Raw genomic sequence first — 12,315 nt, forward strand, 5'->3', positions numbered from 1 at the left:
CTTCGCGAACGCGTGTTGCTCGCGCTCGTCGCCGTTCTGTCCGTGATCGCCGGTCTCCTGGTGAGGCGCGATCGCCTGACCGATCAGCGGCTGGCGACCGAGCGGCGCCAGCTCTCGATTGCCGTGAACAACATCCCGCAAGGTCTTGTTCTCTATGATGCATCTGCGCGGATCATCATTTGCAATGAGCCCTATCTCGAGATGTTCGGTTTGTCGCCCGATGTGGCCAAGCCCGGCTGCACCATGCAGCGGCTGATCGCCCACCGGAAAGAAACCGGATCATTCGATGGCGACGTCGATGAATTCTGCAACGCGATCATCCAAACGGTGAGGCTCGGCAAGGCCACGCGCCAGCTCACGGAAGCGCCGGGTGGCCGCGCGATCGAGATCATCAACCGGCCGCTGAAGGGCGGCGGTTGGGTCGCTACAATCGAAGACATCACCGAGCGCACACGCGCCGAGGAGAAGATCGCGCATCTGGCGCATTATGACGGGCTGACCGAGCTGCCGAACCGGCTGCTGTTCCGCGAGCGGCTGGAACAGTTGCTCAAGGCGATCCGGCCCGGCGAGCAACTCGCGGTGCTCTATATCGACATCGATGAGTTCAAGAGCGTCAACGACGCGCTCGGCCACGCGGTTGGCGATGAGTTGCTCAAGGGCGTCGCCGAGCGCCTGCGCGCTTGCCTCAAGGAAAGCGATGTGGCGGCTCGGCTCGGCGGCGACGAGTTCGCCGTGATTCAAACCGCTATCAAGGACCGCTCGGAAACTACAGGGCTTGTTGACGAAATCTATTCGGCGATCAGGCAGCCGCTTGATTGCACGGGGCATCTGATCAGCACCGATGCCAGCATCGGCATCGCGCTTGCCCCCGGCGATGGGGTGGAGCTCGACCAGTTGTTGAGGAATGCAGATCTCGCGCTCTACGGTGCCAAGGGCGACGGACGGCGGACCTACCGCTTCTTCGAGGCCGGCATGGACCAGCGCGCCAAGGCGCGGCGCGGCCTGGAGCTGGAGCTGCGTCAGGCGATCAGCGACGGCAGGCTCGAGACCCATTATCAGCCGGTGGTCAATATCGAGGACGGCAAGATCTCATCCTGCGAGGCGCTGCTGCGCTGGCGGCATCCCGAACGCGGCATGATCTCGCCGGCGGAATTCATTCCGATTGCGGAAGAGAGCGGCCTCATCAATGAACTCGGCCAATGGGTGCTCAACGCGGCCTGCGCCGAGGCCGCCACCTGGCCGGATCATGTCCGCGTCGCGGTCAACGTTTCGCCGGTGCAGTTCAGAAGCCAGTCGCTGGCATTGAACGTGGCGGCTGCGCTGGCTGCCTCCGGCCTGCCTGCCAGCAGGCTCGAGCTCGAAATCACGGAGGCCGTACTCATTCGCGACGACGCGGCGCTGGACGCGCTGCATCAGTTGCGCAAGCTGGGCGTGCGGATCGCGCTGGACGATTTCGGCACCGGCTATTCCTCGCTCAGCTATCTGCAGCGATTCCCGTTCGACAAGATCAAGATCGACCGCTCCTTCATCCAGGATATCGCCGGCCCCGGCGCATCCTCGTCGATCGTCCAGGCCGTGGTGAACATCGCCGCCGCCAGCGACATGATGACGACGGCGGAGGGCGTCGAAACCGAGCAGCAGAGGAACTTGCTGTACATCCTCGGCTGCAACGAGATGCAGGGCTATCTATTCAGCCCTGCGATACCGGCCGCGGAGGTGAGGCGGCTATTGCTGACGCATAGCGGACGAGCGATGTCGGCTGCTTGAAACGCCGCCCCCGGCTTGCTATCCAGTTCTGCATAATAAGAAACAGGGCAGGGTGAACCGCGATGAATCGCGACAACGCATCTTGAGCGAGCCGGCGCGGCCTTCGGCGCTCGCACCATTTCGTGTCAGGAATTACCGTTTTCAGTGGCCCGCCGATCTGCTCACCTCGTGGGCGTTCGAGATGGAGCTGATCATTCTCGGCTGGTATGTGCTGGTCGAGACCGGCTCGGTGCTGCTGCTCACGCTATTCGCCTCGCTTGGCTATATCGGTACGCTGGTAGCGCCGATGTTCGGCGTCGTCGGCGACCGCATCGGCCATCGCGACCTGCTGGCGATGATGCGCGCGGTCTACGCGGTGCTGGCGGCCGTACTGATGACGCTGGCGCTGTCCGGCCACCTCGCTCCGCTCTATGTCTTCATCGTCGCGGCCGTGATGGGCATCGTTCGCCCATCGGACCTCGGCGTGCGCGGCGCACTGGTTGCGACCATCATGCCGCATGGCCAGTTGATCGGGGCGATCAGCATCTCGCGCACGACGATGGACACCGCGCGCATCGCCGGCGCGCTAAGCGGCGCCGGATTGTTTGCCGCGCTCGGCATGGGCCCGGCCTATGTGGCGATCGTCTGCCTCTATCTTACCGCAACCGCGCTGACGCTGTGCATCGTGGTGCCGGCCAGGAAAACGAACTCGGCGGGCGAGGCCCCTAGCGAGGCATTGCAGCGCTCGCCGCTGCGCGACCTCAAGGAGGGCGTGGCCTATTGCTGGACCACGCCGCGGATGCAGGCCGCGCTCTGGGTGGCATTTTTGGCCAACCTGACCGCCTATCCGCTCTCCAACGGCTTGCTGCCCTATATCGCCAAGACGATCTACGGCACCAACCAGACCGGGCTTGGGTATCTGTCGGCGAGTTTTGCGATTGGCTCGCTGGTCGGCTCGATTCTGTTGAGCCTGTTCGGCGGCATCCGCGTGGCGCGACTGATGATCGGCGCAACCGTCATCTGGTACGTGACGTTGCTGGTGTTTGTGCAGATGCAGACCGTGCCGACCGCGATCGTGTGCCTCGTCGTGGCGGGCTTCTCGCAAAGCCTCGCCATGATCTCGATTGCCGTCATCCTGATGCGGACTGCGAGCGAGAATTTTCGCGGCCGGGTCATGGGCGTACGCATGATGGTGATCTACGGCCTGCCGATCGGCCTGTTGGCCGCCGGCGGTCTGATCGACGAGATCGGATTTGCGGCGACCGGAACGCTCTATGCGGCGGCCGGTCTCGCGCTGATGCTGGCGATCGTGCTGCATTGGCGGGCCGATCTGTGGCACGTGCACGCGCCGGCGAACGCGCGGTGATCTGACCGCGCAACCGGCGCGGCCATCTCACTGCACCTTGATGTTCGCCTCTTTCAGCACCGGCTCCCACTTAGCCGCTTCGGCGCGCATGAAGGCGTCGAACTCCCTGGGCGCATTGCCGACCGGCGTGGCGCCCATTTTTTCCAGCGCGGTGAGCACGACCGGATCTTTCAGCGCGGTGGCTAGATCGGAGTGGATCTTTGTGACCAGCTCAGGCGCCATGCCGGCGGGTCCGAGAAAGCCCCACCACACGGAGGCGTCATAGCCGGGCAGGCCGGCTTCGGCGACCGTGGGAATATCGGGCAATGCCTTCGAGCGCTGCGCCGTCGTCACGGCAAGGGCGCGCACCGCATTGCCCGCGAGCTGGCCGACGACTTCCGGCAGCGGGTTGACGCTCATCGGAATCTCGCCCGCGATCACGGCGGTGAGGGCAGGGGCGCCGCCCTTGTAGGGGATCGCCTGGATCTTGACCTTGGCCATGTAGTTCAGAAGCTCGCCGGCGAGATGGGCCGAGGTGCCGCTGCCGGACATGCCGTAGGATAAAGAGTCCGGCTTTTCGCGCGCGGTCGCCAGCAACTCCTGCAAATTCTTCACCGAACTGTTTTTAGGCACCACGATTGCGAGCGGCGAATAGGCGATCTCGCTGATGGCGGTGAAGTCCTTGAAGGTGTCGTAGGGCAGTTTTGGATAGAAGAACTGGTTCAGCGGATGGCCGCTTGCGACCAGGATCAGCGTGTAGCCGTCCGACGGCGATTGCGTGAGCGCCTGCGATGCGATGATCCCGCCGGCGCCCGGACGGTTTTCGACGACCGGCTGCTGGCCCCAGGTCTTCGACAGCGATTGCCCGAGCGTGCGCGCCAGCACGTCGACCGCGCCGCCGGCGGCGTAGGGCACCAGGATACGCACGGGCTTGGTCGGGAACGTCTCCGCATGCACAGCCGTGCCGGCGAGTGAAACGAGGGCTGCAGCGGCGATAGTGCGGACGAATGTTCGGCGTCGGATCATGAGAAAAGGTCCTCGTTGCTGGATATCACTGAGACTTCAGGCGCCGCGTCGCATCGCTATTCCGCAGGCGACGTCGCCGCGCCGCGCAATCCGGCGCGTGCGATGGCGGCGCCGACCACGCCTTCCGACTTCACCTCGTTCGTGAACTGGCGGACAAAAGCCATTGCCTGATCGCGCCCTTTGGGGATAGCGATGGCGTGCCGCTCGATTCCCCAGCGTCCCTCGAGCACTTTCGAGCCCGGCAATTTCTCCGCCATCTCGAACAGCGTGGCCTTGTTGGTTGCGTAGGCATGGATCGCGCCGGCCGACAGCATCTCGATCGCGACGTCGAACGTGGCGGCGCGGATGATTTCGGCGTGTTTGAAATCGCGCGAAAGGGTGGCGTCCGTGGAACTGCCCGCGGTCACGCCGATGCGCAGTCCCGGCGAGTCCATTTCTGCCGGCGTGGTCAGCGTGGACTCGCGAGAGACGAGATAGCCGAGTTCGATTTCGAGAAAGTGTGGGCCGAAATCCATATCCCGCGCCCGCACCGCGGTTGCGTTGGTGAAGGCGACATCGACCTCTCCATTTTTGACGGCGGCGAGGACGTCGGCGTTTTTGGCGAACACGACCGGCTCATAGGGAACGCCAAGCCGCCGCGCGAGCTCCTTGCCGAGATCGTGACCGACGCCGCGCGGCTCGCCCGCTCCGGCGTCCGGCAGGATCGAGGTCGGCGTGCCCGGATAGAGTCCGGCCCGCAAGACGCCTGACGGCGCCATCATCAGCCGCGTTTCCGGGTCGGCGTCGGTGGCAAGGCCAGCGCCGTGCCAGGCCAGTGCCCCGGCACCGATCAGAAACGCAACGATAATCCGGCGCATCCGGCCGCTCTCCCTTGTCGTCCCGGCCCAGATGTTTGTTGACTAGACCTGATACTTTGTACAAACGTACAAAAGTCGAGAGCGGAAAGCAAATGCCCATGACGCGAAATCCCAACATGCGGGAAGCCATCCTGAGCGCGGCCGAATTGCTGTTTTCGACCAAGGGCTTCAATGCCGTGTCGATCCGCGACATCGCGCTGGAGGCGGGCGCCAATCCGGGCAGCATCACCTATCACTTCAAGAGCAAGGACGGGCTGCTGCTGGAAATCTACAAGCGCCATTGCGGTCCGATGAACAAGCGCCGCATCGAGCTATTGGTGGCGGCACAGCGCGTACGCGACGTGCAGGACCGTCTGGAAGCAATCGTGCGGGCCTATGTGCAGCCGGCGTTTTCGTCCAGCACCGATCTTGCCGGCGGCGGGGCGCGGTTCACGCGGTTGCGCGCCGTGATGTCGGCCGAAGGCAACGCCGTGGTGGGGCGCATCATCGCGGAAATCTTCGACGACACCACGCATGCCTTCATCGATGCCATCGGAGAAAGCCTGCCGCATCTGCCGCGGACGACGATCGTGTGGCGGTCGCAGTTTCTGCTCGGCGCGCTCTATTACACCCTCGTCAATCCGGAACGGGTGACGCGGCTTTCCCGCGGCGAAGCGGACGGCGCCGATATGGCGGAAGCGATCGAGCAACTCGTCTCGGCGACAGTGGCCTCGTTGCAGGCGCTTGACATCGATCACATCGACAGCGCGTCACGCCGGACCAAGACCGTTCAGCCACGCGCGGTAGCGGCTGCCCGAAAGCGGAAAGAAAATCCGGCCGAATAGGTACGCGCGCAAAACCCAAGCACTGCAGAAGGCACGATGAACAAGCCCACGATTCCCGGACCCGATCCCGATACGCGAACGCCGAAATTCAAGCTGCCGGCGCTGGCGTGCGACGCGCATACCCACATCTTCGGCCCCGGTGACAAATATCCTTACGCACCGGGACGGCCCTATACGCCGCCCGACGCGCCGCTGGAGGATTTCCAGGCACTGCACAAGAAGCTCGGAATCGGCCGCGCCGTCATCGTCAATGCCAGCGTGCACGGCACTGACAACCGCGTCGCGCTCGACGCCATCGCGGTGAGCAACGGAACTTTTCGCGCGGTGGCCAATATCGATGATACCATCACCGAGCGTGGCCTTCGCGAGCTGCATGAGGGCGGCTTTCGCGGCTGCCGTTTCAACTTTGTGCGCCATCTCGGCGGAGTGCCCGACATGGGCGCTTTCCATCGCATCGTCGCGATGGTGGCGCCGCTTAACTGGCATATCGACCTGCATTTCGATGCGATCGACCTGCCTGAATATGCCGAGATGCTGGCAAAATTGCCGGTTCGCTACACCATCGACCACATGGGCCGCGTCAAGGCGTCTGACGGTCTCGCCCAGCTTCCGTTCCGGACACTGATCGAGCTGATGAACCGGGACGAGAAATGCTGGGTCAAGGTATGCGGCTGCGAGCGGGTGTCGTCGGGCGGACCGCCATTCCACGACGCGGTGCCGTTCGCGCGCCGCATCGTCGAGACCGCGCCCGACCGCGTGATCTGGGGAACCGACTGGCCGCACCCGAACGTCAAGGTGATGCCCAACGACGGCGATCTGGTCGATCTCATCCCGCTGTTTGCGCCGGAGCCGGACCTGCAGCAGAAGATTCTGGTCGATAATCCGGCGCGGCTGTTCGAGTTCTAAGGGAGCGCGGGCGATGGCGGATAAACGCGAGCGATTCACATTGAGCCGGCATGTCGTGTCGTTCGTCGGCATCGCCGCCTTGCTGGCGGCGCTGTTGCTTCCGCAAATCGCCCATGCGCAAAACTATCCGAACAAGCCGGTGCGGCTGATCCTCCCTTTCGGCGCCGGCGGGGTGGCCGACGTCACGGCGCGGTTGGTCACCGAGCGGTTCGGCGAGAAGCTGGGCCAGCGCTTCGTGATCGAGAATATGCCGGGTGCCGGCGGCATCAACGCGGCGCGCGCGGTGCTGACTGCCCCCGCGGACGGCTATACGCTGGCGCTGTTCAGCAACGGCACCGCGATTTCCGTATCGCTGTTCAAGAACCTGACGTTCAACCCGGTGACCGATTTCGTGCCGGTTTCGAGCATGGGTTATTTCGATTTCATCTTCACCACCCAGGCGGGATCGTCTTATCCGACGCTGGCGGAGTTCATCAAGGCAGCAAAGCAGAAGCCCGGCGCGCTCAATGTCGGCACCATCAATGTCGGCTCGACCCAGAACCTTGCGGCGCAATTGTTCAAATCAACCGCCGGTGTCGATGTCACCATCGTGCCGTTCCGCAGTTCGCCGGAGGTGCTGATCGCGCTCTTGCGTGGCGACATCCAGATGGCGATAGAGAACTTCAGTGCTGTGCAGTCGCACATTGCCGACAAGGCGGCGATTGCCGTCGCGTCTTCGGGGCCCGTGCGGACCACGTTTTTGTCGGACGTGCCGACGGTAAAGGAAGCGGGCGGCGGTGATTTCGAGGCAAGGTCATGGAACGCGATCTTTGCACCCAAGGGCACGCCGCCGGAGGTGATCAAGGTGCTCAACGCCGCGCTGCGCGAAGTGCTCGACACGCCGGATTTGAAGAAGCGCGCGCTTGAACTAGGCATCGAGGCCAAGGCCAGTTCGCCCGAGGAAATCCTCGCGCGCCTGAAGAGCGACATCGACAAATGGGCCCAGGTGATCGAGCGGGCAGGAATTGCCAAACAGTAGTCGCGCTGCCGGTGCGGCCGGCCACGCGTAACAAGCCAAGGAGGAAATCCCGATCATGAGCAACGCTGGCAAAACGGGCCTTGTGGTCACGGCGCATCCCGGCGATTTCGTCTGGCGCGCGGGCGGCGCGATCGCGCTGCATGTGAAGAAAGGTTATCGCGTCAAGATCGCCTGCCTATCCTTCGGAGAGCGCGGCGAGAGCCAGTTCGCCTGGAAGGAGGCGGGCGCGACGATGGAGAAGGTGAAGGCCGGAAGGCGCGACGAGGCGCAGCGCGCAGCGGAGATGCTGGGGGCGGAAATCGAATTCTTCGATGCCGGAGATTACCCGCTGCGGCTGACGGATAAGCATTTCGACCGCATGGTCGATATCTACCGCGAGCTCAACCCGTCCTTCGTACTGACCCACGCACTGGAGGATCCCTATAATTTCGATCACCCGAACGCCGCGCACTTTGCCCAGGAAACCCGCGTGGTCGCGCAGGCGATGGGCCATAAGCCCGGCGCCAAATACACCTACTCCGCGCCGCCGGTGTTCCTGTTCGAGCCGCACCAGCCGGAGATGTGCAATTTCAAGCCGCAGGTGATCCTCAACATCGATGAGGTCTGGGAGATCAAGCGGAAGACGTTCGAGATCCTCGCCGCGCAGAAACATCTGTGGGCCTATTACGAGCGCGTCGCGCTGCAGCGGGGCGTGCAGGGCGGCCGCAACACCGGCAAGCCGATGACCTATGGCGAGGCCTATCAGCGGCTGTTCCCGATGGCGATGGAGGAACTGGCATGAAGACCGTCGTCGTCCGCAACATCAAGCGCACCGATGCTGAACTCGTGAAACGGCTCGGTGCGCTCGGCGTCGCCACCGCGCATGAGGCCTATGGCCGCTTCGGGCTGATGAAGCCGTATCTGCGCCCGGTGTGGAGCGGGGCCGAAGCCGCCGGCACCGCCGTGACCGTGCTGGCGCAGCCCGGCGACAACTGGATGATCCATGTTGCGGTCGAGCAGTGCCAGCCCGGCGATATCCTGGTGGTCGGCTGCACGACAGACAATACCGACGGCATGTTCGGCGACCTGCTCGCGACCTCGCTGATGGCGCGCGGCGTCAAGGGGCTCGTCATCGATGCCGGCGTCCGCGACGCCAAATCGCTGCGCGAGATGGGCTTTCCGGTGTGGTCGAAGGCGATCTCGGCCAAGGGCACGGTGAAGGCGACGCTGGGCGCGGTCAATGTGCCCGTGGTCTGCGCCGGCATCAATGTCAAGCCAGGCGATGCCGTGGTCGCCGATGACGATGGCGTGGTCGTGATCGGGCGCAAGGACGCTGCCGACGTGGCCGCCAAAGGCGAAAAGCGCGTCGCCGACGAAGACGGCAAGCGCCAAAAGCTCGCCGCCGGCGTGCTCGGGCTCGACATGTATAATATGCGCGAGCCGCTGGCGAAGGCCGGCCTCGTCTATGTCGACGCGCTGGAGGAGGACTGAGGTGGCGATGCGCCTGCGCACCTTGCTCGGCGACCATCCAGGCACGACCGCGCTCAAGAACGGCTCGATCAGATCCGATCTGGTCGAATTCGACTTCGCGCAGTATTCGCCGACCAACAAGGGCTTCAAGCCGATGGTCCGCGAAGGCGCGTTCGACGTCTCGGAGATGGCGATCGTCACCTACCTGATGGCAAAATCGTTCGGCAAGCCGATGGTGCTGCTGCCGGAAGTCGTGCTGGCGCGGTTTCAGCATGGCCATGCGCTCTACAATACGAAGGCAGGAAAGCTCACGCCGCACGACCTTGCGGGCAGGCGCGTCGGCATTCGCTCCTTCACCACCACGACCGGGGCCTGGCTGCGCGGCATTCTCGCCAATGATTACGGTGTCGATCTCGATTCGATCGAGTGGGTGACGTTCGAGGACGCCCATGTCGCCGAATACAAGGACACGACCAAGCGGGCGCCGGCGGGAAAGCAGATCGTGCAGATGCTGATCGACGGCGAGCTCGACGCGGTGCTCGGCGAAAAATCCGATCATCCCGATTTGGAGCCGCTGTTTGCCGATGTCGAGGCCGAGGAGAGAGCCTGGTTCGACAAGCACGGTGTGGTGCCGATCAACCATATGGTCGTGGTGAGCCGGAGATTGTCGGAAGAACATCCGGACGCGGTGCGGGAGGTCCATCGCCTGCTCACCGAATCCGCCGCCGCTGCACCAGCCGGGCCGCGTTTCAGCCGAGACGAAATGCAGCGGTCGCTGCAGCTGATTATCGATTACTCCGCGCAGCAAAAGCTCATTCCGCGCGCATTTGCCGTCGACGAACTGTTCGACGACGTAACGCGCGCATTGCGCTAGAGGGAGAAGTGCAATGACCCCCGAGCCGATCTTCGATCTCGCCCATCTCGGCCATATGGAATTGCTGACACCGAAGCCGGACGAGAGCCTGAAATTCTTCGTCGACGTCATGGGCATGACGGTTAGCGGTCAGAAGGGCGAGTCGGTCTATCTGCGCGGCTGGGACGATTACGAGCGCTATTCGCTCAAGCTGACGGCATCAAAGACGTCAGGCATGGAGCACATGGCGTTGCGCGCGCGCAGCCCGCAGGCGCTGGAGCGCAGGGTCGCCGCGCTGAAGGGATCCGGTTTCGACATCGGCTGGACCGATGGCGATATGGGGCAGGGGCCGGCGTTCCGCTGCCGCGACCCCGATGGCCATATCGTCGAGCTCTATTACGAGACCGAATGGTATCAGGCGCCACCGGAACTGAAGCCTGCACTGAAGAACCAGGCGCAGCGGTTTCCCGCGCGCGGCGTCAACGTCCGCCGGCTCGATCACCTCAATTGCCTTGCGGTGGACATCAAGGCCAACCGGCTGTTCTTCGAGAGCTATCTCGGCTTGCGCACCACCGAGCAGATCGTGCTCAACGACGGCACGGAAGCCGCGATGTGGATGACGATGTCGAACAAGAGCTACGACTTCGCCTATACCCGCGATCATTACGGCAGGTCCGGTCGCTTCCACCACGTCACCTACGCTCTCGACAGCCGCGAGGAAATCCTGCGTGCCGCCGATATCTTTCTCGACAACGGCATCCATATCGAGACCGGCCCGCACAAGCACGCGATCCAGCAGACCTTCTTCCTCTATGTCTACGAGCCCGGCGGCAACCGCGTCGAGGTCGCCAACGCCGGTGCCCGCCTGATCCTCGCACCCGACTGGAAACCGATCGTCTGGACCGAGGAGGAACGAAAGAAGGGCCAGGCCTGGGGCCTGAAGACGATCGAGTCGTTCCACACCCACGGCACGCCGCCGGTGTGAACGACCGGTGAACTCCACCTTGCGCCTGCAATGTCACGCACCATCTTGATGCGACGGTATGAACGGCATTTTGAGGTAGTCGATGGTGCGGCACGTGGATTTCACCAGCGAGGCCTTCTTTCGTAATCCCGAGGCGGGCGTTGCCCAACTGCGCGCGCTTGGCCCCGTCGTTGCAACGCGGTTTCCGATCATCGGCCGCGTCTGGGTCACCACGACCTACGAGGCGGCTGCACACGTACTGAAGGACAGCGCGACGTTCACGTTGCGCAAGGAAGGTGGTGCGCTGGTCGGATTGCCCTGGTGGATGCCGCGCGTCATCGGCACCGTCGCCAACAACATGCTGACGATGGACGAGCCGGATCACACGCGGCTGCGCGACATCGTCGACGAAGCATTCCGCCGCCGTGCCGTGCTCGACATGGAACCTCATATCCGCGCCATCGCCGATCGTCTCGCCGACGAATTGTTTGCGGCGGGCAGTCCAGCCGATCTGGTGCAGCGTTATGCGCGGATGCTGCCGCTGGCGGTGATCTGCGAGTTGCTCGGCCTGCCGCCGGCGGACCGGCCGAAATTCATCGCCTGGGCCAACTCGCTCGCGCATCTCACCAACGCGTTCAGCTTTCTGCGGCTGATCGGCGGACTGTTCAAAATGCGTCGCTATCTGCAGGAACGGCTGCAGGCGGCGCGCGAGGAGGGCGGCGAAGGATTGATCGCCGAACTGGTGCGCGTCGAGAAGGAGGGCGGACGCATCACGCCGGACGAGATGGTCGCGATGGTGTTCCTGCTGCTCAACGCCGGCTCCGAGACCACGACGCATCTGATCAGCGGATCGGTTTTCGAACTGCTGAAGGATCCGGCCAGGCGCGAATGGCTCGCGGCGGACTGGAGTCGTGCCGGCCTTGCGGTGGAAGAATTCCTGCGTTTCGTCTCGCCGGTGCAATTCTCAAAGCCGCGCTACGTGCGCCGGGACGTCGATCTCGAAGGCGTGAAATTGAATAAGGGCGATCGCGTCATGGCGATGCTCGTCGCCGCCAATCTGGACCCGCAGGCGAACGAATGTCCAGAACGGCTCGATCTCGAGCGGCGGCCGAACCGGCATTTGTCGTTCGGCACCGGCATCCATTTCTGTCTCGGCCATCAGCTCGCGCGCATCGAGGGGATTTGCGCGCTGCAGGCGCTGTTCACGCGCTGGCCCGGATTGAAGCTGGTCGTCGAGCCGTCACAAGTTCATTGGCGGAGACGGCCCGGCATCCGCATGATCGCGGCGCTGCCGGTTGCGGCGGCGGATTGAGAAGCGCGGCTGGAA

Annotated in this window: 11 protein-coding genes and 1 pseudogene; 10 read left to right on the forward strand and 2 right to left on the reverse strand. The window is 63.7% G+C overall.

From position 1 onward, the window contains the following. Positions 1-18 precede the first annotated feature (18 nt). A pseudogene (locus ACH79_RS28865) lies at positions 19-1,767 on the forward strand (putative bifunctional diguanylate cyclase/phosphodiesterase); the annotation flags it as partial. Between the two features lie 82 nt (positions 1,768-1,849). Then, on the forward strand, positions 1,850-3,112 hold the full coding sequence (locus ACH79_RS28870) for an MFS transporter (protein WP_161853961.1): 1,263 nt from the start codon (positions 1,850-1,852) through the stop codon (positions 3,110-3,112). A gap of 27 nt (positions 3,113-3,139) precedes the next feature. Here the strand turns inward: ACH79_RS28870 and ACH79_RS28875 are convergent, their stop codons facing one another. Together ACH79_RS28875 and ACH79_RS28880 are read right to left on the reverse strand one after the other, a co-directional pair. Further along, the gene (locus tag ACH79_RS28875; RefSeq protein WP_161853962.1) at positions 3,140-4,117 is read right to left on the reverse strand and encodes a tripartite tricarboxylate transporter substrate binding protein; all 978 of its coding nucleotides are present in this window, start codon (positions 4,115-4,117) and stop codon (positions 3,140-3,142) included. Between the two features lie 56 nt (positions 4,118-4,173). Then, the gene (locus ACH79_RS28880; RefSeq protein WP_161853963.1) at positions 4,174-4,974 is read right to left on the reverse strand and encodes a transporter substrate-binding domain-containing protein; all 801 of its coding nucleotides are present in this window, start codon (positions 4,972-4,974) and stop codon (positions 4,174-4,176) included. Positions 4,975-5,066: 92 nt separating this feature from the next. On the opposite strand from ACH79_RS28880, the gene ACH79_RS28885 reads away from it, so the two are divergent. The 8 genes from ACH79_RS28885 (at position 5,067) to ACH79_RS28920 (ending at position 12,300) form a co-directional block, all read left to right on the forward strand. Beyond that, positions 5,067-5,798 (forward strand): TetR/AcrR family transcriptional regulator, encoded by a 732-nt coding sequence (locus tag ACH79_RS28885; protein WP_161853964.1) that lies wholly within the window; start codon positions 5,067-5,069, stop codon positions 5,796-5,798. A gap of 36 nt (positions 5,799-5,834) precedes the next feature. Further along, on the forward strand, positions 5,835-6,704 hold the full coding sequence (locus ACH79_RS28890; RefSeq protein ID WP_161853965.1) for an amidohydrolase: 870 nt from the start codon (positions 5,835-5,837) through the stop codon (positions 6,702-6,704). A gap of 13 nt (positions 6,705-6,717) precedes the next feature. Beyond that, positions 6,718-7,722 (forward strand): tripartite tricarboxylate transporter substrate binding protein, encoded by a 1,005-nt coding sequence (locus ACH79_RS28895; RefSeq protein ID WP_161853966.1) that lies wholly within the window; start codon positions 6,718-6,720, stop codon positions 7,720-7,722. Between the two features lie 55 nt (positions 7,723-7,777). Then, on the forward strand, positions 7,778-8,503 hold the full coding sequence (locus ACH79_RS28900; protein ID WP_161853967.1) for a PIG-L deacetylase family protein: 726 nt from the start codon (positions 7,778-7,780) through the stop codon (positions 8,501-8,503). Further along, positions 8,500-9,192 carry a 4-carboxy-4-hydroxy-2-oxoadipate aldolase/oxaloacetate decarboxylase gene (locus ACH79_RS28905; protein ID WP_161853968.1) on the forward strand — a complete coding sequence of 231 codons (693 nt, stop codon included), beginning with the start codon at positions 8,500-8,502 and terminating at the stop codon, positions 9,190-9,192. The genes ACH79_RS28900 and ACH79_RS28905 overlap by 4 nt, the downstream gene beginning before the upstream one ends. A 7-nt stretch (positions 9,193-9,199) precedes the next feature. Then, on the forward strand, positions 9,200-10,045 hold the full coding sequence (locus ACH79_RS28910; RefSeq protein ID WP_161856626.1) for a hypothetical protein: 846 nt from the start codon (positions 9,200-9,202) through the stop codon (positions 10,043-10,045). 13 nt (positions 10,046-10,058) lie between these two features. Then, positions 10,059-11,009: a catechol 2,3-dioxygenase gene (locus tag ACH79_RS28915; protein ID WP_161853969.1), complete on the forward strand. Its 951-nt coding sequence runs from the start codon at positions 10,059-10,061 to the stop codon at positions 11,007-11,009. 82 nt (positions 11,010-11,091) lie between these two features. Then, positions 11,092-12,300, forward strand: a complete 1,209-nt coding sequence (locus ACH79_RS28920; protein ID WP_161853970.1) for a cytochrome P450 — start codon at positions 11,092-11,094, stop codon at positions 12,298-12,300. Positions 12,301-12,315: the final 15 nt, after the last annotated feature.

It is taken from the genome of Bradyrhizobium sp. CCBAU 051011, from assembly GCF_009930815.1.
Classification (GTDB): Bacteria; Pseudomonadota; Alphaproteobacteria; order Rhizobiales; family Xanthobacteraceae; genus Bradyrhizobium.